The 20,279-nt window shown below is 61.7% G+C and carries 22 protein-coding genes and 1 pseudogene; 16 read left to right on the top strand and 7 right to left on the bottom strand.

Annotated elements, in window-relative coordinates; translation table 11 throughout:
* The 3 genes and pseudogenes from MKD49_RS25075 to MKD49_RS25065 form a co-directional block, all read right to left on the bottom strand.
* Positions 1-488, bottom strand: a pseudogene (locus tag MKD49_RS25075) (NAD(P)(+) transhydrogenase (Re/Si-specific) subunit alpha); the annotation flags it as partial.
* 83 nt (positions 489-571) lie between these two features.
* The gene (locus MKD49_RS25070) at positions 572-1,621 is read right to left on the bottom strand and encodes a porin (protein ID WP_209579802.1); all 1,050 of its coding nucleotides are present in this window, start codon (positions 1,619-1,621) and stop codon (positions 572-574) included.
* A 126-nt stretch (positions 1,622-1,747) separates the two neighbouring features.
* Positions 1,748-2,956, bottom strand: a complete 1,209-nt coding sequence (locus MKD49_RS25065) for an aspartate transaminase (protein WP_121037546.1) — start codon at positions 2,954-2,956, stop codon at positions 1,748-1,750.
* A gap of 411 nt (positions 2,957-3,367) precedes the next feature.
* Here MKD49_RS25065 and nac point away from each other — a divergent pair, with 411 nt between their 5' ends.
* The 15 genes from nac (at position 3,368) to MKD49_RS24990 (ending at position 16,358) form a co-directional block, all read left to right on the top strand.
* Positions 3,368-4,294 (top strand): nitrogen assimilation transcriptional regulator NAC, encoded by a 927-nt coding sequence (gene nac / locus MKD49_RS25060; protein ID WP_121037549.1) that lies wholly within the window; start codon positions 3,368-3,370, stop codon positions 4,292-4,294.
* 147 nt (positions 4,295-4,441) lie between these two features.
* Positions 4,442-4,888 (top strand): acetyl-CoA carboxylase biotin carboxyl carrier protein, encoded by a 447-nt coding sequence (gene accB / locus MKD49_RS25055; protein WP_252697644.1) that lies wholly within the window; start codon positions 4,442-4,444, stop codon positions 4,886-4,888.
* A 31-nt stretch (positions 4,889-4,919) separates the two neighbouring features.
* Entirely contained in the window at positions 4,920-6,272 is a 1,353-nt protein-coding gene (gene accC, locus MKD49_RS25050) for an acetyl-CoA carboxylase biotin carboxylase subunit (RefSeq protein ID WP_252697643.1), read from the top strand.
* Positions 6,273-6,295: 23 nt separating this feature from the next.
* The gene (gene pxpB, locus MKD49_RS25045) at positions 6,296-6,979 is read left to right on the top strand and encodes a 5-oxoprolinase subunit PxpB (protein ID WP_371925515.1); all 684 of its coding nucleotides are present in this window, start codon (positions 6,296-6,298) and stop codon (positions 6,977-6,979) included.
* The gene (locus tag MKD49_RS25040) at positions 6,976-7,977 is read left to right on the top strand and encodes a biotin-dependent carboxyltransferase family protein (RefSeq protein WP_252697642.1); all 1,002 of its coding nucleotides are present in this window, start codon (positions 6,976-6,978) and stop codon (positions 7,975-7,977) included. The genes pxpB and MKD49_RS25040 overlap by 4 nt, the downstream gene beginning before the upstream one ends.
* Before the next feature lie 7 nt (positions 7,978-7,984).
* Complete coding sequence (locus MKD49_RS25035; RefSeq protein ID WP_252697641.1) at positions 7,985-8,380, top strand: biotin/lipoyl-containing protein; 396 nt, start codon at positions 7,985-7,987, stop codon at positions 8,378-8,380.
* A gap of 38 nt (positions 8,381-8,418) precedes the next feature.
* Positions 8,419-9,183: a LamB/YcsF family protein gene (locus MKD49_RS25030; RefSeq protein ID WP_209567977.1), complete on the top strand. Its 765-nt coding sequence runs from the start codon at positions 8,419-8,421 to the stop codon at positions 9,181-9,183.
* A gap of 133 nt (positions 9,184-9,316) precedes the next feature.
* Positions 9,317-10,060 (top strand): SDR family oxidoreductase, encoded by a 744-nt coding sequence (locus tag MKD49_RS25025; RefSeq protein ID WP_121037567.1) that lies wholly within the window; start codon positions 9,317-9,319, stop codon positions 10,058-10,060.
* A gap of 41 nt (positions 10,061-10,101) precedes the next feature.
* Positions 10,102-10,767 carry an RraA family protein gene (locus MKD49_RS25020; protein WP_252697640.1) on the top strand — a complete coding sequence of 222 codons (666 nt, stop codon included), beginning with the start codon at positions 10,102-10,104 and terminating at the stop codon, positions 10,765-10,767.
* Positions 10,768-10,855: 88 nt separating this feature from the next.
* Positions 10,856-11,863, top strand: a complete 1,008-nt coding sequence (locus MKD49_RS25015; RefSeq protein WP_252697639.1) for a D-glycerate dehydrogenase — start codon at positions 10,856-10,858, stop codon at positions 11,861-11,863.
* 280 nt (positions 11,864-12,143) lie between these two features.
* Positions 12,144-12,845, top strand: coding sequence for an amino acid ABC transporter permease (locus MKD49_RS25010; RefSeq protein ID WP_252697645.1), 702 nt, complete (start codon positions 12,144-12,146; stop codon positions 12,843-12,845).
* A gap of 3 nt (positions 12,846-12,848) precedes the next feature.
* A complete protein-coding gene (locus tag MKD49_RS25005; protein WP_121037580.1) occupies positions 12,849-13,616 on the top strand; it encodes an amino acid ABC transporter permease in 768 nt (255 codons plus the stop codon).
* A complete protein-coding gene (locus MKD49_RS25000; RefSeq protein WP_121037583.1) occupies positions 13,613-14,341 on the top strand; it encodes an amino acid ABC transporter ATP-binding protein in 729 nt (242 codons plus the stop codon). The genes MKD49_RS25005 and MKD49_RS25000 overlap by 4 nt, the downstream gene beginning before the upstream one ends.
* Positions 14,342-14,484: 143 nt before the next feature.
* Entirely contained in the window at positions 14,485-15,330 is an 846-nt protein-coding gene (locus tag MKD49_RS24995; protein ID WP_121037586.1) for an ABC transporter substrate-binding protein, read from the top strand.
* Positions 15,331-15,494: 164 nt separating this feature from the next.
* Positions 15,495-16,358: a DMT family transporter gene (locus MKD49_RS24990; RefSeq protein ID WP_252697638.1), complete on the top strand. Its 864-nt coding sequence runs from the start codon at positions 15,495-15,497 to the stop codon at positions 16,356-16,358.
* A gap of 260 nt (positions 16,359-16,618) precedes the next feature.
* On the opposite strand, the gene plsY is transcribed toward MKD49_RS24990, so the two are convergent.
* The 4 genes from plsY to MKD49_RS24970 form a co-directional block, all read right to left on the bottom strand.
* Positions 16,619-17,236 carry a glycerol-3-phosphate 1-O-acyltransferase PlsY gene (gene plsY / locus MKD49_RS24985; protein ID WP_039790087.1) on the bottom strand — a complete coding sequence of 206 codons (618 nt, stop codon included), beginning with the start codon at positions 17,234-17,236 and terminating at the stop codon, positions 16,619-16,621.
* 94 nt (positions 17,237-17,330) lie between these two features.
* Entirely contained in the window at positions 17,331-17,831 is a 501-nt protein-coding gene (locus MKD49_RS24980) for an aminoacyl-tRNA deacylase (protein WP_039790088.1), read from the bottom strand.
* Between the two features lie 76 nt (positions 17,832-17,907).
* Positions 17,908-18,831 carry a site-specific tyrosine recombinase XerD gene (xerD, locus tag MKD49_RS24975; protein WP_121037594.1) on the bottom strand — a complete coding sequence of 308 codons (924 nt, stop codon included), beginning with the start codon at positions 18,829-18,831 and terminating at the stop codon, positions 17,908-17,910.
* A 9-nt stretch (positions 18,832-18,840) separates the two neighbouring features.
* Positions 18,841-19,344, bottom strand: coding sequence for a methylated-DNA--[protein]-cysteine S-methyltransferase (locus tag MKD49_RS24970; protein WP_252697637.1), 504 nt, complete (start codon positions 19,342-19,344; stop codon positions 18,841-18,843).
* Positions 19,345-19,432: 88 nt separating this feature from the next.
* On the opposite strand from MKD49_RS24970, the gene MKD49_RS24965 reads away from it, so the two are divergent.
* Positions 19,433-20,083, top strand: a complete 651-nt coding sequence (locus tag MKD49_RS24965; RefSeq protein WP_252697636.1) for a VOC family protein — start codon at positions 19,433-19,435, stop codon at positions 20,081-20,083.
* The last annotated feature ends 196 nt before the right edge of the window (positions 20,084-20,279 follow it).

The raw sequence follows: 20,279 nt of genomic DNA, 5'->3' as shown, positions 1-20,279 counted from the left end.
TTGACGGTACCGGCGGCGGTCATCAGCATGGGCATGAAGCGTTGATAGGTATTGGCGGCCATCAGCACGGCCTTGTAACCGGCGATGTTGGCCTGCGAGGACAGCACGTCCAGCGACTGCGCACGGGTGGTGCGGGGCGCGGCTTCGAGGCCGAAGGCGGTGAGGCCGGCGGCGGCCATGGCGGCGATGTTGTCGGCATCGAAGGGATTCAACATGCCGATGACCACGGTACCCGGCTTGAGGCGAGCGCGTTCGCCCTCATTGGGAGCGCGCACCTTGAGCAGGACCTCGGCGGTATAGACCGCTTCGGCGCTGCCGATGCTGGCGCCGACGGCCACATAGACGTCGTCAGGAATGCTGGACCTGACGCCTGCACCGGACTGCACCCTGACTTCATGCCCGGCCGCGATGAATTTCTTGACTGTCTCCGGCGTGGCGGCCACGCGGGTTTCTCCATCCCGTGTCTCGACGGGGATGCCTATGATCATGAATTGCTCCTGCTGTTATCGTTCTTGTGACGCGGTCATGCGACGCGCAGGGGGACATCGCCGAGGATGTCCCCGGTACTGCATCAGAACTGGTGGCGAATGCCGGTGGTCACGCCCAGACGATTGCCGAACAGCGTGCCGGAGGTGGAGCCCAAGGTCTTCCATGCGTCGGTGAGCTTGGTGTAGTCCACCGTGAGATAGACATCGGTGCGCTTGCTGAAGGCATAGAGTGCGGTCGGCGCGATGGTCAGGCGGTTGCCGCTGGTGCCGGCGTGCTTGAGGCGGTCGAAGTAGACCGCGTTCCACAAGCTCCACGGTCCGCTGATGTTCCATTTGAAACCGGCAGAGTAGGAACTGTTGCGATAGTCGGCGATATCGAGCTTGTTGTTGATGTAGCCTGCGTACCACTTCACCGGACCTGCGGTGTAGGTAGCGCCCAGTGACCAGGCCGTCTGCTTGCTGTTGGCGCTGATAGCCGAGCTGAAATAGGTAGTCGAATTATTCAACACCTGCCACGCACCGCCGATGTGCAGCGGACCGTCATCATAGGCCAGGCCGATGGCCCTGGATTCACCATTGTGGATGTCACCCGCCACTTCGCCGGCACTGTAGCCCAATGAGGCAGTCACGCCCTTGTAGGTGCCGGCATAGCGCAAGCTGTTGTCCAGTCGCGCGCCCATGGTGTAGTTGCCGCCCTGGAAGCCGATGGTCTGGGTCACGTTGGAGAGGGCATAGACGTCATAGCTCACGACCATGTCATGGATCAGTGCATACTGACGCCCCACGGTCAGCTTGCCGAAGCCGCCTTGCAGCCCGACCAGAGACTCCCGGCCAAACAGCCGGGTGCCGGAGGCCGGTTGCTGTTGCAGCGCGCCAGTGTCGGTCCCGAATCCGGTCTCCAGCGAGAACAGCGCCGACAAGCCGCCGCCGAGATCCTCAGTCCCCTTGAAACCGATACGGCTGCCGGACAGCGGACCGCCGGCCAGCTGCACCTTGCTCCCGCCCGCGGCGTTCTCATTGGTGCTGTAGCGAACCGACGAATCGACGATACCGTAGATCGTGACACTGCTCTGCGCCTGGGCGCCACAGCTGATGATCCCCAGCGCTGCGGCCGACATGGCTATTTTTTTCATTGACGACTCCCTTTAGTGGTTGAATTGAATTGCACCCTCTACCTCAGACTCTTCGGGAGCCGGCGTGGCGCCGCCTCCCGGCAATGGCCGCCAGGATGTCAGTCATAACGGCCGTTGTTCTTGGGATCAGCGCAGTGCCGCGACCGCGCCGGCCATACGGCGGCAACCTTCTTCAATGGTTTCCACCGAAGTGGCGATGGACATGCGCATATAAGGCGAGAGGCCGTAGGCCGTCCCGGCCACCAGGGCGACGCCCGTGCTTTCGAGGAAATACATCACCACATCGATGTCGCTCTCGATCACCTTGCCTTCCGGCGTCTGGCGGCCCAGCAGGCCACTGCAGTTGATGAACAGGTAGAAGGCCCCCTCGGGCTTGCGGCAGCTCAGGCCATCAATGGCGTTGATCAGTTCCAGCCCGCGATCACGGCGGCGGCGGTAGGTATCGGCAAACTCGGCCACGAAACCCTGGTCGCCGGTCAGTGCGGCAAGAGCCGCCGCCTGGCTGACGGAACTGGGATTGCTGGTCGACTGCGATTGCAGAATATCCAGTGCGCCAATCAGATCGCTCGGACCGGCTGCATAGCCGATACGCCAACCGGTCATGGCATAGGTCTTGGAGACGCCATTGATGAGCAGGGTGCGCTCGCGCAGATCGGGCGCTGCATTGAGCAGATGCGGCGTAGGCTGGCCATCGAAGCGGATATGTTCGTAGATGTCGTCAGTCATCACCAGCACCTGCGGATGACGGCGCAGCACCTCGGCCAGGGCCTGCAGTTCTTCCAGGGTATAGGCTGCTCCGGTCGGGTTGCTGGGGGAATTGATGATGAGCCACTTGGTGCGTGCCGTGATGGCCGCATCGAGGACAGCAGGCGTCAGCTTGAAGCCGTCTTCCTCCACGCAGGGCACGACGACCGGTGTGCCATCACAAGCCAATACCATATCGGGATAGGACACCCAGTAAGGTGCAGGCACCAGTACTTCATCTCCGCTCTGCACCGTGATGGCCAAGGCATTGAAGATGGCGTGTTTGGCCCCGCAGGTAGCGATGATTTCTCGCGGCGCATAGGCCAGCTGGTTTTCGCGCGCCAGTTTTTCTGAAATGGCTTGGCGCAATGCAGGCGTACCCGCGGTTGGCGTATAGCGCGTCTGGCCGGACTCGATGGCCTCGGCGGCAGCGCGGCGGATGTGCGCGGGCGTATCGAAATCGGGCTCACCCACGACCAGGTTGACGATGTCCTTGCCCTGGCGGCGCAATTCGGCCGCACGCTCGGCAGCGGCACTGCTGGGGGACTGTTTGATACGACGGACGCGGTCAGCGATACGGGGGGAAGTCACACGGCTCTCCAAAAAACGATCAAGAGCGCTAACGGTAAGCGGCTGCCCATTTTTCCGATAAGACGACTTTCGTCTGGCAAAATAACCTCGCCTTATGGCTGCCCCGCAAACTGCTTTTAGCTTGGCTCTCGACGGTTCATGGAGCCATCCCGGACTCTGCTCGCAACCCCTGCAAACTCGGGCTTTCCGCCTGGCCAGCGGCATTTTTTAAGCGACTCGGCCAGTAAATAATTTCCATGCGACAGTGTGTTGATACCGCAACGCGAGCATCCATATAAAATTCTTCTGCCGTGATAGCGTTATCATTGGAGCCCTACCGATATCAACAAGCAGAAGACAAACTGCGCGCCGTATGAGGAGACAGTGGCGTGATTCTTGCATCACGGCTCGCAGCATGGGAGGAAAAGAATCGTGAATCTGCGTCGCCTTAAATATTTCGTCAAAATTGTCGACATCGGCAGCCTCACTCAGGCAGCCGAAATCCTGCACATCGCGCAACCCGCCTTGAGCCAGCAACTGGCCACGCTCGAAGGCGAGTGCCGGCAGCAGCTACTGGTACGGACCAAGCGTGGCGTGACGCCTACGGAAGCGGGCACGACCCTGTATCGCCATGCACAGATCATCCTGCGCCAGGTGGAGCAGGCCCAGAATGACGTCAAGAAATCGGGACAGGCGCTGTCGGGCCAGGTCTCGGTCGGTCTCTCGCCAGGGACGGCCGCCTCGGCATTGTCTCTGCCGCTGCTGCAGACGGTACGGGCGCGCCATCCTGGCGTACTGCTCTACATCAACGAGAACTTTGGCACGACGTTGAGTGAACTGATCATGAACGGGCGCATGGACATGGCCGTCCTGTATGGCGAGAAGTCCTTTCCCGGCCTGTCGTACAAGCCCTTGCTCAAGGAAGATCTTTATCTGGTCGCCCCCGCCTGTCTGCACTTCCCCGAACGCGAGATCAGCTTGCGCGAGCTGCGCGATGTGGAATTGCTGCTGCCACGGCCGTACAACTATGTGCGCAAGTACGTCAACGAGGCCTTCATGGGCGCACAGATGGTGCCGCGCGTAGTAGCCGAAATCGAGTCGGCCGCCACCTTGTCGTCGGCTATCGGTGCCGGGCTGGGCGCGACCATCCTGCCCGTGTCAGCCGCGCGCGTGATTGCCTCCTCCGGCAACGCCACGCTCTCGCGTATTGTCGATCCGGTGATACTGGCTCCGTTGTCCCTCTGCGAGTCAGATCACCTTCCCCTGTCCGAACCCGCCAACGCGGTGCGCGAGATCCTGCTGGAGCTGGTGGATGACCTTGCCCGTGACAGCGGGCAGCCTCTCGTTCAGGAGCCGTGAACCAGCCTGGATGGGCGGCGGCAGTACCGCGCACCAATCCATAAGGTCGCCTTATCCCTTCAAAGCCAATCCGTCTTATCCCATTGCGAGCGGTCCGCGTATATTGAATTCCTGAATATCGATAGCGCCGCACAGGCAAGGAAAGCGATGGATCTCCCCAAGATAAAAGCACTGATCGACCTGCTCAACAGCTCCGGGCTGAGTGCACTTGAACTGGCCGAGGGCGAACACAGCGTGCGCCTGGAACGGCACGCAAATGCAACTGCGCATACGGTGGTGCCGGTGCCGACCGCTGCTCCCCGCTCTGCGCCTGCCCTGTTTTCACCCGTCCCTGCGCCTGCTGAAACAGCGTCCAGCACAGGGCGTGTGATCGCAGCCCCCATGCAAGGCATCTTCCATCTCACACCTGCTCCGGGCGAATCTCCGTTCGTGAAGATCGGCGACGAAGTGCAGTTGGAACAGGTGGTCTGCGTGATCGAAGCCATGAAGATGTTCAACACGGTCGAGTCCGACCAGTCCGGCCGCATTGCAGAGGTACTGGTGAGTTCGGGCAGCGAGGTCAAGGTCGGCCAGGCCCTGTTCCGCCTCGCCTGACCCCGCCCTCGCTCATTCACCCCACACATTCATGCTCAAGAAAGTTCTCATCGCCAATCGTGGCGAAATCGCCCTGCGCATCCAGCGCGCCTGCCGCGAGTTGGGCATCGCTACCGTAGCGGTCTACTCCGAGGCTGACGCCGGTGCCCGTCACGTGCGCCTGGCCGATCAGGCACTGTGCATCGGGCGTGCCCACCCCACCCACAGCTATCTCAACAAGCACGCCATCGTCCAGGCCGCGCGCCTGTGCGGTGCCGATGCCGTCCATCCCGGTTACGGCTTCCTGTCCGAGAACGCTGAATTCGCGCAGTTGCTGGAGGATGCCGGGATTGTCTTCATCGGTCCGCTGGCAAAATCCATCCGCGTCATGGGCGACAAGATCGCGGCCAAGCAGGCGATGCTGGCTGCGGGCGTGCCGTGCGTACCCGGCTCCGATGGCGCATTGCCCGCCGATGTCGAGGCACTGAAGCAGATGGCCCGCGACATCGGTTATCCGGTCATCGTGAAGGCAGCCGGTGGAGGCGGTGGCAAGGGCATGCGCGTGGTCCAGCAGGAGAGCGAGCTGGCCGAGGCCGTTGCGTTGACGCGTGAAGAGGCGCGTCGCGCCTTCGGCAATCCGGAGCTGTACATGGAGAAATTCCTGCAGCATCCCCGCCACGTGGAAATCCAGGTCCTGTGCGACAACCACGGCAATGCCTTCTGGCTGGGCGCGCGTGATTGCTCGATGCAGCGCCGTCACCAGAAGGTCATGGAAGAAGCGCCAGCGCCCGGTATCGCCTCTGCATTGCTGGAGCAGGTGGGTCAGCGCTGCGTCGAAGCCTGCCGGCAGATCGACTACCGCGGAGCCGGCACATTTGAATTCCTCTTCGAAGATGGACGCTTCTACTTCATCGAAATGAACACGCGCTTGCAGGTCGAACACCCGGTCACCGAAATGACCAGCGGCATCGATATCGTGCAGGCCCAACTGCGGGTAGCCAGCGGCGAGCCACTGCACCTGCGGCAGCAGGATATCCAGTGCCATGGCCATGCCATCGAGTGCCGCATCAACGCAGAGGATCCCTATACCTTCGCGCCCTCGCCCGGCACCATCAGCACGTGGGAACTGCCCGGCGGCCACGGTGTACGAGTCGATTCCCATGCGGGCGTCGGTTATACGGTACCGCCCTACTATGACTCCATGATCGCCAAGCTGATCGTGCATGCGCCCACCCGCGAGGAGGCGCTGGCCCGCATGCGCGGTGCGCTGGCAGAGATGCGGGTGAGCGGTGTGAGCACCAACCTGGCTCTGCATGGCGACCTGATGACTGAACCCGGCTTTGCTGCAGGGAGCGTCAACATCCATCACCTTGAACACTGGCTCAAGCATCGGAACGCACCGTGAAACCATCGACCAAGCTCAGAGAAATCCCGTCGCCAACGCAACCGGGCAGCGATGCCCACGCCCTGCAGATCAGCCTGCTGGGCGCCAAGGCCATCCTGTTCGAGGCACCGGGCGCGATGGACCTGCCGCAGCAACGCCGTATCTGGGACCTGGCCCAGCGCCTGGCAGACTGGCCCGAGGTGGCCGAAGTCGTCCCCGGCATGGCCAACCTGATGCTGGTACTGCGCCAGCCGCCCTCCGACATTGCCAGCGTTGAAGGCGCATTGCGCCAGGCATGGGAAGAATCGGTCGAATTGCACATCGAGGGCCGGCACCTGGCGCTTGATGTGATCTATGGCGGGGAGGGTGGCCCGCACCTGGCCGACGTCGTGGCCCATACCGGGCTTTCCGTGGATGACATCGTGCAGATGCATGCGGCACCGCTGTACACCGTCTATGCCTTGGGCAGCCATCCTGGCTACTGTTACCTGGGCGGCATGGACCCTCGTATCGCCACCCCCAGGCGCAAAGTGCCGGTGGTACGACTGCCCGGCGGCTCAGTCTCCATCGGCGGCGAACAGACCGGCGTGTCGGCCTCGGATGGCCCCAGTGGCTGGAACACCATCGGCCACACGCAAATGCGTTTCTTCGATCCGCACCGGGAACCGCCAGCCATCCTGGCACCGGGCGATACGATCCGCTTCAACATTGCAAAGGTAATCAAATGATCGAGATCCTGGCCACCGGTGCACTGAGCACCGTGCAAGACCTCGGCCGGTTCGGCGTATTGCGCTATGGCGTCGGCACCTCGGGAGCCATGGACGACCTGGCACTGGCCATCGGCAATATCCTGCTGGGCAATGACAGCAATGCTGCCGGGATCGAGGTCCCGATTCTGCCGTTTCGCGTTCGCTTCACCACCGATGCCGATTTTGCGCTGACCGGTGCCGACTGCGAAGCCACGCTGGATGGCCAGCCCGTTCCACCCTGGTGGTGCCGGCAGGCTCGCCAGGGGCAGGTATTGGCGCTGGGCGTACCGCGCAGCGGTGCGCGCGCTTACCTGAGCGTGGCCGGGGGAATCGATGTCGAGCCGGTACTGGGGTCGCGCAGCACGCAGATGCGCGGCAACTTCGGTGGTTTCGAAGGCCGCCCGCTGAAGAAGGGAGATGCCCTCAAGACAGCCTTGCGCCAAGGTGAGTTGACGCCGGTATCGGGCATTTCTTCCAGCGGCTTCGGCGTGCGTCCACCGCAACTGGGATTGCCGCTGACACTGTCGGGAAGCCAGGAGCAGATTCCCGTGCGCGTACTTCCGGCGGGCGAATATGAGGGCTATACGGCGCAATCGCTGGAGGCGTTCTGGCAGCAGCCTTGGCAGGTCACGCCGCAAAGCGATCGTTATGGCTACCGTCTCGAAGGACCGGGACTGCAGGCGGCGCGCCCCATGGAAATGCGCTCGCACGGGATCGTGCCCGGTGTGATCCAGGTACCCCACGGCGGGCAGCCCATCATCCAGTTGCGCGATGCCCAGCCTTCGGGCGGCTATCCCAAGGTGGGCACCGTCATCGAAGCCGACCTGTGGCGTCTGGGGCAGGCGCGCATTGGCCAGTCACTGCGTTTCATTCGGGTGGACCATGCGCAGGCCAGCGCCGCGCTGGAAGAAAAGGCGCTCTATCTCGCGCAATTGCAACAAGCGGTGCAGATGCAACGCAAGATCTGGAACAGCTGAGGTGGCCATGGACATTGAACAATTACAGGCGCTGGTCACACTGACGGAGCAGGGCCGACTGGCGGTACTGGAACTGCGCCGCCCGGGAGAGCGAGTACGCCTGGAGGGACCGGCTCACCTGGATAAGCGGGTTGAGGCAGCGCTGCCGACAGTCTCGCAGGGCGATAAGACAGCGCAGGTCATGGCACCTGGTTTCGGTCATCTCGTCACGCAACATCCGCTGCGCTCCGCTCCTTTCGTGACCAACGGCAGTGTGGTGAAACCGGGTGACATCCTCGCACTGATCCAGGCCGATGAACTGTACCTGCCGGTCACCAGCCAGGACGCTGGCTCGGTACGCAGCCTCACGGCAGCGCAAGGCCTGGTCGGCTACGGTACGCCGCTTTTTGAAATTGACGCCTGAGCGACAATCGCGTTGCATTCGGGAAACCAAGGATACACATGAAGATCGATCTCAATGCCGACATCGGCGAAGGCTACGGCCACTACCGCATGGGTGATGACGAAGCACTCATGGACATCATCACCTCGGCCAATATTGCTTGTGGCTTCCACGCTGGCGACCCGGTGATCATGGACCGCACCTTGCGCCAGGCTGCCGCTCGCGGCATCGATATCGGTGCCCACGTCGGGTTTCCCGACATGCTTGGCTTCGGCCGGCGAGTGATCCAGGCCGATCCGCAGGAACTGGCCAAATACGTGCTCTACCAGCTGGGCGCACTCTCCGGCCTGGCACGGGCAGCCGGTTGCCGGGTAGGACACATGAGCTTCCACGGTGCACTGGGCAATATGGCGGCCGCCGATGATGCGCTGGCCGAACCGCTGCTCAGCGCGATCGCGCAATTCGACCCCGAGATCGTCATCAGCGTCTCGACCAATACGGCCATCGAACGCGCAGCCGTACGCCACGGCCTGCCGTGCGCCACGGCCTTCCTGGCCGACCGTGCCTACGACGACCAGGGGGCCCTGGTTTCGCGCAAGCTGCCCGGTGCCGTCATCGAGGACAAGCAAGCCGTACTTCAGCGTGTGGTGGAGCTCCTGCGTACCGGCAGCGTCGCCTCCATTACCGGGACGCCGCTGCCCATGCCGGTAAAGCAAATCCTGGTGCACGGCGATACTCCGGGTGCCGTGGCCCTGGCGCGCGCCATCCGCGGTGCCATCGAAGAGGCCGGGGGCAGCGTCACGCCGGTGAGCCAGCTACTGTAACGTATTGGCCTGGCTGGACATAAGCAGTGCTTATCCCCTCAAAGCCAATCCGTCTTAGTCCGAACCGCGCCTGCGCGCTATATTCAACTCAGCGGGCTGCCCAAGTGGCGGCCCTCATACTGGAGATCTTCACATGCCTTTTTCTGATTACAAGACCGCACTGGTCACGGGTGCCTCCACCGGCATGGGCGCAGCCATCGTCGAACGTTTCTGCAAGGAAGGACTGGAGGTGCACGCACTGGCCCGCAGCGAAGGGGCACTCAAGGAACTTGCGGCACGTACCGGTTGCATCCCGCATGTGGCCGACGTCCGTGACCTGCCCGCATTGACTCGCCTGGCACAGCAATACCAGTTCGACGTCCTGGTCAACAATGCCGGCATTTCAACACCGGGTTCGATCCTCAATGCCAGCGAGAGTGACGTCGACGCGCAGGTCGAAATCAACCTGCAAGCGGTCCTGCACCTGGTCCGCCTGATCATGCCCGGCATGGTCGAACGTGATCGGGGCCACATCGTCAACATCAGCTCGATTGCCGCCATCTACAACTTCAACGGCAACTCCATCTATCACGCCACCAAGGCCGGCATCCACGCCCTCTCACGCCAGCTGCGGGTCGATGCCACCGGCAAGCGGGTGCGCGTCACCGAGATCTGCCCCGGCCGCGTGGCCACCGATATCTTCGGACATGTGCATGGCGATATCGAGGCCGCACGCAAACAATTCATCGACGGCTTCGAGCTTCCGCAGGCCTCGGACATTGCGGATGCCATCGCCTTTGCCGTCTCGGCCCCCATCGCCGTCAACATCAGCAACATCGAAATCCTCCCGACGCTGCAGGTACCGGGCGGCCTGACCACCATCAAGCCGCAGGACTGAGTCCGGCGGCCTTCATTTCCACCAGAGAGAGAATCCATATCATGGAACATATCGGCGCACGCAAGAATCCGTCTTCGCCGCAGGCCCCTGCGGCCATCATCGAGCAGCTCAAGAGCATCCCGTCGGCACTCATCAGCGACAACATGCGCCGCCTGGCGGGCACCTCCAACCTGCGTCCCATGTATCAGGGCGAGCAACTGGTCGGTACCGCCGTGACGGTACGCGTGCGCCCCGGGGATAATCTCGCCATCCATCGCGCTTTCGACTACTGCCGCCCGGGTGACGTGATGGTCATCGACGGTGGCGGTGATACGACCCAGGCGCTGATGGGCGAAATCATGACCACCTACGCCCGCACCATCGGCATTGCGGGACTCGTGATCGACGGTGCCATTCGCGACGTGGCAGGGATTCGTGAGATGGGCTATCCGGTATTTGCCCGTGGAGCGACGCATAAAGGTCCGTACAAATGCGGCCCCGGCGAAATCAATGTCCCGGTCAGCATCGACGGCCTGGTCATCAATCCGGGCGATATCATCGTGGCCGACGAAGACGGTATCGTCGCATTCGCCCAGTCCGAAGCCTTGTACCTGATCGAAAAGGCGCTGCAACAGATCCAGCGCGAACAAGACACCATGACCGCCATCCGCGAAGGCCGCTACGACCGTTCCTGGATTGACGCGCTCGAAGCCAACAGCGCCGGCTGACGTCATTTCTGCACGTGTAACACCACCTGCGCCAAATGGCGTTTGCGCGCAGGTGTCAATAAATAAAACGATATCGGAGACACACCAGATGAAAGCAGCCATCGCCGTTACCCGGGCGACCTTCCCGGACATCCTGGAGCGCCTGCAGACACGCTTCGACGTACTCGACAATCAACAGGACGTATTGTGGAGCCAGCCTGAGCTCATCGCACGCCTTCAAGGCAAGGTCTGCGCGGTGACCCATGGCAGCGACCGCATCGATGCCACATTGCTGGATGCCTGTCCGCAATTGCGCGCAGTGTGCAACGTCGGCGTGGGCTACAACAACATTGATGTAGAGGCCTGCAACCAGCGCGGCGTACTGGTCACCAATACCCCGGACGTGCTCACCGAGACCACGGCGGATTTCGGCTTCGCCTTGCTGATGGCCACCGCGCGCAGAATCGCCGAATCCGATCGCTACGTGCGCGCGCGGCAATGGAACAAGACGGGGATCTACGACATGCTGCTGGGAGCCGACGTCCACGGCAGTACCCTGGGCATCTTCGGCATGGGCCGCATCGGCCAGGCCATTGCCCGGCGCGGCGCGCATGGTTTCGGTATGCGTGTGATTTATCACAATCGCAGTCGCCTGGATCCCTTGATCGAACAATCCTGCAATGCGGCCTATGTGGATCGCCAGACGTTGCTGTCGCAAGCAGATCACCTGATCGTGGTGGTCCCCTACTCTGCCTCGTCCCATCATGCGATCGGTGCTGCGGAACTGGCGCTGATGAAGCCTACCGCCACCCTGGTCAATATCGCACGCGGCGGCGTCATCGACGATGCCGCCCTGGCCCAGGCGCTGCGCGCCGGCACGATCGCTGCAGCCGGACTGGATGTCTTCGAGGGTGAGCCCAATGTGCGGCCGGACCTGCTGGACATTCCCAATGTGGTCCTGACCCCGCACATCGGCAGTGCCTCCATTCAGACGCGACGCGCCATGGCACTGCTGGCAGTACGCAACCTGGAAGCCGTCTGTGCCGCACCGGTACCGGCGGTACTGACCCCGGTCAATCCGGAACTGCTCTCCAGTCCCTCTCGTTTGCGTCGCTGACGCGTTTGCTGATGCCGGTTGCCGCCATGCGCGTGATTCTTGCAATACGCCATGGCCGCGTACTTGCACGCGCCAGATCGTGACCGGCCGCGAGCTCGGACAGCCCCAAAATGGGGCTTGCTGCACCACCAGAGACGAAGGATGCACCACCATTTCAGAAACTTATCGGATCAGATGAAAAGCGTCTTTTCTTATCGTTTTTGAACCGCGTATTCTCTCTGCAAACGAGTTGTCATTGCCAACACGCATACCGTGGGCGCATCAGTAAAGGAGAAACGCCATTAACCTCAACCTCAATTTTGCAGCCGTCCTGCAAGGGCAATATGCCGACTTGCTGGTCAAGGGCCTGCTGCTTACCCTGGAGCTGACGGTTGCGTCCTGGCTCGTGGCGATGCTGCTGGGGACCTTGCTGGCCACCATGCGCATGAGCGGTCACCGGCTTGCCATGGGCATCGTATCGTGCTTCGTGGCCTACCACCGCAATGTACCGATGCTGGTGCAGATCATGATGTGGTATTTCGCGCTGCCCTCGTTGCTGCCTGACGAGGCCCAGATGTGGATCAACCAGTTCAACGGTGAATTCCTCTACTCCGTCATTGCCATCGGCTTGTGCATGGCCGCCTATGTATCGGAAGACATCCGCAGCGGCCTGCGGGCGATTCCGGCTGGCCAGTTCGAAGCCTCGCGGGCACTGGGTCTGAGCTATCTGCGCACCATGCGTTTCGTGATCCTGCCGCAGGCACTGCGCATTGCGGTGCCGCCCCTGATCAACCATACCGTGCTGCTGTTCAAGAACACCAGTCTGGCCATGGCCATTGGTGTGGCCGAGCTGACCTACGCCACGCGACAACTGGAGAACTACACGTTCCGCACCTTTGAAGCCTATCTCATCGCCAGTGTCGGCTACCTGGCCTTGTCCCTGGCACTGATGGCAGCAGGCGAGGCAATCTCGCGTCACTACAAGATTCCAGGAAGCCGCTAAATCATGTTCGATATCCTGCACAACTACTGGGAACTGCTGCTGCTCGGGCAATATCCGCACGGTGCGCTGGGCGGACTGGCCATCACCCTGATCCTTTCATTGCTGGGTCTGGGCCTTGCCTTTCCGGTCAGTATCCTGCTGGCCCTGGCCCGCATCAGTCCGATGGCCGTATTCCGTGTTCCGGCAACCATGCTGGTCTACACCATCCGCGGCATTCCACTGATCATGGTGATCTTCTGGGTGTATTTCTTCCTGCCCTTGCTGATCGGCCGGACCATCACCGGTTTCACCACCATGCTGTGTACCCTGGTGATCTACCAGAGCGCCTACCTCTGCGAGGTCATCCGCGCCGGTATCGAAGCGCTGCCCAAAGGACAGCTCGAAGCTTCGCGTGCACTGGGGCTGGGGTATTTCCGCACGCTGCGCTTCGTGATCCTGCCGCAGGCCTTGTACAACATGATGCCCAGCATGATCAGCCAGTTCGTCTCGACCATCAAGGAAACCTCGTTGGGTTACGTGATCAACGTGCCCGAGGTGACCTTCGCAGCCAATCAGGTCAACAACCAGTTGCTGACCAAACCGCTGGCGGTCTTTTCACTACTGGCCCTGATCTATTTCGTCCTGTGTTTCTCCTTTACGGAGCTGGCGGATTACATCGAGCGCCGCATTACCAACAAGCGCGCCGGCAAGGCACGCAAGAACAAGCCGGATGTTGGCAGCAAGCTGTCCATGACAGCGCTTCCCGCAGCAGCAAGCAAGGAGAATTCATGATTATCTTCACTGACGTCAACAAGTGGTACGGCAATTACCATGCCCTGGTCAACGTCAATGCCCAGGTCAAGCGTGGCGAGGTCGTGGTTGTCTGCGGCCCCTCGGGCTCCGGCAAGTCCACCCTGATCCGGACGGTCAACCGTCTCGAGGACATTCAGCAAGGACAGATTGCCTTCGATGGCCAGGACGTCAATGCCGCCGGACTTGACCTGAACAAGTTCCGTACCCGCGTGGGTTTCGTGTTCCAGCAATTCAACCTGTTTCCGCATCTGTCTGTGATGGACAACATCATCCTTTCGCCGACCCGGGTCAACGGTCTCAAGCGCCAGGCAGCGCGCGAAAAGGCAATGAGCTTGCTGGAGCGCGTGGGCCTGTCATCCAAGGCCGACTCCTTCCCGGGCCAGCTCTCCGGCGGCCAGCAGCAGCGTGTGGCCATCGCCCGGGCATTGGCCATGGACCCGCCGGCCATGCTCTTCGATGAACCCACCTCGGCGCTGGACCCCGAAATGGTGGGCGAAGTGCTCAACGTCATGAAGAGTCTGGCGCGCGATGGCATGACCATGATGTGCGTCACGCATGAAATGGGATTTGCCCGGGAAGTGGCCGACCAGGTCTGGTTCATGGATGCAGGGACCATCCTCGAGCGAGCTTCGCCCGAGAAGTTCTTCACCAGCCCGGAACATCCGCGCGCGCAGCGTTTCCTTTCCGACCTGCGCTCGCACTGAGCCGCGCGGTGCGACACCGGCAACAAGTTGCAGTCCACGGAATTCGTCCTGATCAAACGGATTCGACCCAAAGTCTCCTGCCGGCAGGCAGGGGCAATCATTCATCAAGACCTGTTCCAAGAAAAACTGAGGAGCCTTACATCATGAAATTGAATCGCATCGCTGGTGCCTTCCTGTTCTGTAGCGCGATCGGCATCATCCCGCAGGCCAACGCGGACCAGTTGCAAGAGGTCCAGGCACGCAAGGAGTTGATCTGTGGCGTCTATGCGGATGTCGTTCCGTTCTCGTATCCCGACCCCAAGACGCGCGCGCTGGTGGGGATGGATGTGGACCTGTGCAACGCGCTGGCCAAGGAAATGGGCCTCAAGCCCACGCTCAAGCCCTTGTCGGTCGAGGCGCGCATTTCGGAAGTGAAGATGGGACGCGTCGATCTGGTCATCGCCAACCTGGCCTACACCAAGACCCGCGGCGAACAGATCGAGTTCAGCAATGCCTACTACATCACCAAGGAGGTATTGCTGGTCAAGAAGGCCGACGCCGGCAAGACTCTGGCTGATTTCGAAGGCAAGCGCATCAGTGCAGCCAAGGGATCGACCTCGGAACAGTCGATCTACATGTCGGTCAAGAATGGCCAGGCAGTGACCTTCCAGGATTCCGGATCGGCCTATCTGGCCCTGCAGCAGAACAAGGTGAACGGCTTCGTCACCAACATGATGACGGCCATCCAGTATGCCCAAGAGACCAAGGGCAGTCCTAACGAACTGGCGATCCTGCGCGAACCGATGGCGCTGGAACCGATCGGAGCCGGCATGCGCAAGGGCGAGCCTGCCTTTGCGGCGGCGGTCAACAAGGGCCTGATGGCATTGGAGAGTTCGGGTGAATTCAAGAAGATCTGGGACAAGTGGCTCGGTCCGGATACCCGCTATGGCATCACCCGTACTGAAAAAATCGCACCGCTGAGCGAATTGAAGTTCCAGCCCATGCCCTGAATGTTGTCTTTGCATCCCCTGGAAGTTGCTTGAGGCAGTGTCACCTGAGTGTGGTGACTTTTCGGGGATTGGCGGCAGTTGCCAATCCCCTTTTTCTTTTCGGTCTTCGCAGGTTGCCGTTGTCACGCCTGCCCTTCCCCCCGTCTCGCTTTATTTCCCATCTCATGTCTCCCAAGGATCTTTTTGCTGTCCTCATCGCCATCGCGGTGTGGGCGGGCAACATCATCGCCGTCAAAGCCGGTGTCGCTGAACTGCCACCGTTGTTGATGACGGCCATGCGGCTGGCCATGGTCGGTGTCGTGTTGCTGCCCTTCGCGCCGCCGTGGCGCATCGCGCGGACACAATGGAAGTGGATCGTGATGCTGTCGGCCACGTTCTCGACCTTGCATTTTTCTCTGATGTTCATCGGGCTGGGCATGGCGGAGGCGGGCACCGGTGCCATCCTGCTGCAGATGGGAACGCCACTGGCGACCGTTCTGGGCGTGCTGCTGTTCGACGAAACGATGGCACGTCGTCATTGGGTCGGTCTGGCCGTCTCGCTGATGGGCGTGGCCATCCTTACCTTCAGCCCCTCGATGCCCGGAGCACTCGCCTCATTTCTGCTGCTGGGCAGTGCACTGGCCTGGGCGGCCTCGAACATCATCGTCAAGCACGCCCGTATCCCCGATCTGATGGCGATGATGTGCTGGTCTTCCTTGCTGGGCGTACCGCAGGTGCTGCTGGCATCGTGGATGTTTGAACACGGACAGGCTCATGCCGTCATGGAGGCCAGTTGGCATGCATGGCTGGCCACGGCCTATTGTGCGTTGGGTTCATCCGTACTCGGCTACTGGATCTGGTACCGCCAGCTGGAACGCTATCCGGTGAGCAAGCTGGCGCCCTTTTCGCTGCTGACGCCTGTATTGTCAACACTTCTTGGGGTATGGCTGCTCAAAGACAGCGCCAATCTCATCAAGATCATTGGTATCTCTACGGCAGTATTGGGTGTGGGCGTATTAAACAGCACGCGGGTTGAAGGGAAACAATAGGGTCGGCCGTGCTTGGCAAACATTGATTCTTGACATGCACGCAGAATTGCTCCTCTCCGTCTGCCCCACCGTCCCTTGCCGTCCGGAGGCTGCCACACGGTAGTACCACTCTCAGTATCCCGGTTCGTTCAACTCCGCAAAACTTATCCCTTATCCGGTCAACGGCCTGGTGCCGATCAATCGTGAGGACGAGAACGCACCATCAACAAAAAGGGCCGCAATGCAAATTGCGGCCCTTCTTTTCATCCCGATCGGCAGGCTTACTTGGCCGCCTTCTTCTTGTCGCCAATGCGGCTTTCCTTGCCCGCCAGCAGATTGCCGATGTTCTTGCGATGGCGATAGATCAGCAGTGCCGCCATGGCGACCACAGCCAGCAGGATGCCATCGGTAGTGCCGAACAGCAGGCCGTAATAGAACGGTGCAAACAGCGCTGCCACCAGCGCTGCCAGCGAGGAATAACGGAAAGCGAAGGCCACCACCAGCCAGGTCGCCAGCGTGGCCAGACCGAGCCACGGGTTCAGCGCCAGCAGGATGCCCAGAGCAGTAGCCACGCCCTTGCCGCCGACGAAGCGGAAGAATACCGGCCACAGGTGCCCGAGGAAGACAGCCAGCGTCACCAGCGCGATGCCGGTATCGTCCACGCCATAGTGCGGACCGAATTTCTGCGCCAGCCACACCGCCAGCCAGCCCTTGAAACCGTCGCCCAGCAAGGTGAGCACAGCCGCCTTCTTGTTGCCGCTGCGCAGGACATTGGTCGCACCCGGATTCTTGGAGCCGTAGGTGCGCGGATCGGACAGGCCGAACAGCTTGGACACCAGCACCGCAAAGGACAGTGAACCGATCAGGTAGGCCGCGATGGCAAAGAGGATGTTGTACATGAGGTGGGGCTTTCTGCTTTTGCTTTCTGTTGTCTCTGTTATCGGGGAGCGGCATCAGCGCGCGTCAAGTGTCGTCAAGTTTGAGCGTGACGGTTCACGCTGCATCGGCCAGCGCACACTGCACCGCCTTGGCCGGCAACACTTTCAGGATCACCGCCGGATCGATGCCGATCAGGAAACCGCGCCGTCCGCCGTTGATGTAAATCTTGTCCAGTTCGAGGATGGTCGACTCCACATAGACCGGCATGGTCTTGCGCGTGCCGAAGGGCGAAGTACCGCCGATCAGGAAGCCCGAGTGGCGGTTGGCCACCTCCGGCTTGCACGGCTCGACCGACTTGCAGCCGATCTGGCGCGCCAGATTCTTGGTGGAGACCTTGCAGTCGCCATGCATGAGTACCAGCAGCGGCTTGGCGGCCTCGTCCTGCATCACCAGGGTCTTGATGACCGCATGCTCATCCACACCCAGTTCGCGCGAGGACACCGAGGTGCCGCCGTGCTCCTCGTAGGCGTAGGGATGCTCGGTGAACGCCACGCCCTGCTTGCGCAGGAATTGCGTGGCGGGAGTTTCGGAGATGTGTTCTTTCTTGGCGCTCATCGGTCTCTTCCTGACGGCACACTGACCGGCCGCACAGGCCGGCCGGGCCGTCATGGGCGCACATTATGCCGCAAGATCAGCCGCGAGGGTGATGTGCGGCATGCAGTTGCTTGAGGCGTTCGCGTGCGACGTGGGTATAGATCTGGGTGGTGGAAATGTCGGCATGCCCCAGCAGCAGCTGCACCACGCGCAGGTCGGCCCCATGGTTGAGCAGGTGCGTGGCAAAGGCATGGCGCAGCGTGTGCGGCGACAGGCGCACCGTAATACCGGCCTGCAGCGCGTATTTCTTGATGAGGGTCCAGAACATCTGGCGCGTCATCGGCCCGCCCCGTGCGGTCACGAAGAGCGCATCATCGATCTGTCCCTGCAGGATCTGGCTGCGTGCCTCGGCCAGGTAGCGCGCCATCCACGCACCGGCTTCCTCGCCGAAGGGCACCAGGCGCGTCTTGCTGCCCTTGCCGGTCACGCGCAGCACGCCTTCGTTCATGCCGACCTCGATGCTCTTCAAGGTCACCAGTTCCGAGACCCGCAAGCCGCTGGCATACATCAGCTCGATCATGGCGCGATCACGCAGGCCCAGCGGCGTGGACACATCGGGCGCGGCCAGCAGCGCTTCCACCTGGCCCTCCGACATGGTCTTGGGCAGGCGCTGCGGCTGGCGCGCCGAGCGCAGCTTCAGGCAGGGATCGGCGGTGACGTGATGTTGGCGCAGGGCCAGCTGGAAGAAGCGTTTCAATACCGCCAGGCGGCGATTGGAGGAACTGGGCTTGGTCTCATCGTGGCGCGCCGCGAAATAGGCGTTGAGATCTTCGGCCTGCGTATCGTAAAGGGCCTTGGCGCGCTCCTGATACAGCCAGTGCGCGTACAGAGTCATGTCGCGCCGATAGGCTTCCAGCGTATTTTTGGACAGGCCATCTTCCAGCCACAGGCTGTCGCAGAATTCGTCGATGGCCTCGCGGCTCACGGACGGCGCTTCGATCTTTGGTGTGGTGCGTCCCATGCGTTTTCTTCAGTATCCCGCCACGCCTTCGTGGCGCAGCAGCCAGCGCTTGACCTCCAGGTGGAAGCCATCCTCATCGTCATGATGCGAGAAGCCGCCCAGGCCGCCCGCCGCCGTCACCCGATGACAGGGAATCACCAGCGGATACCAGTTGGCCCCGCAAGCCTGTCCGACCGCGCGCGGCGCGGACTGGATGCGCTTGGCGACCTGGCCATAGGTCAGCACCTGACCACAGGGAATCTCGGCAATGGCATGCCAGACGCGCTGCTGGAAGGCGCTGCCCACGCTCAGCAGCGGCAGTTCGAAACGAAAAGCGGGGTCAGCCAGGTAACGCGTGATCTGCTGCACTGCCTGCGCGGCCACGGCATCGGTGGCGTCCTTCTCGGCGTAATGCGGGGGCAGGTAAACCATCTCGACCACGGCCCCGGCCTGGGTGCGCACCCCCATGCCGCCGAAGGGCGTATACACTACGGCGGAGAACAGGGCGGTCAGTGGAGAATCTGCTGGGGTCATCGGGAGCCGTGGCGTGGACCTGGGGCAGCTATTGTAAGCAATTCACGCGCGGGCTTGATACCATCAGGCAAAACTTGATGGAGACCGCATGAGCACCGCCCCCTTGCACACCGCACCCGACCACCTGGTCATCACCGCCCCCACGCTCAAATCCGGCATGGCCTGGGTGGAACAGTGCCTGGGCGTGTCCATGGCGCCGCGCATCGGCGGCCAGCATGTGCGGCTGGGAACGCACAATGCACTGCTGTCGCTGGGCGAAGGCTTCTACCTCGAAGTCATCACCATCGACCCCAACGCCGATGCGCCCGAGCGGCCGCGCTGGTTCGGCATGGATCATCTGGGCAAGGACGCTGCGCCCCGCCTGGCGCACTGGGTGGCCCGCACCAGCGATATCGCGGCGGCCGTTGCGGCCAGCCCCGTTTCACCGGGCGTGATCGAACCCATGAGCCGCGGTGCACTGGACTGGCTCATCACCATCGCCGCCGATGGAACGCTGGCCTGCGAGGGCGTGATGCCGTCGCTGATCCAGTGGCTCAGCCAGCCGCACCCGGCCAGCGCCCTGCCCGACCGCGGATGCCGTTTGCAGAAACTTGTTCTGGAACATCCCGCCGCGCAGGATCTGCAGGCCGCATGCCGGGCCATCGGACTGGACGATGCGCGTATCGTGTTGCAGGAAGGAAAGCAGGCCAGCCTGCGTGCTGTGGTGTCGACGCCACACGGGGAGCGGGTTCTGGGCTGACGGGGGCGTGCGGGAGGTAAAACATATAAACCGTATAAACGATTTATACACATCATCAGCACCACGCGACACAAAGAAAAAAGGCGCATCCGCGGATGCGCCTTCAAAATACTCCAGATGCATTCCCGACCGTTTGAACGGTTTCAATCGAATGCACGTCTCCTCAGTTTCCCGGTATTGATACCGTTTGTTATGC

It is taken from the genome of Herbaspirillum sp. WGmk3, assembly GCF_023952535.1.
Classification (GTDB): domain Bacteria; phylum Pseudomonadota; class Gammaproteobacteria; order Burkholderiales; family Burkholderiaceae_D; genus Herbaspirillum; species Herbaspirillum huttiense.
This window is presented reverse-complemented; position numbering and strand designations above follow the sequence as displayed.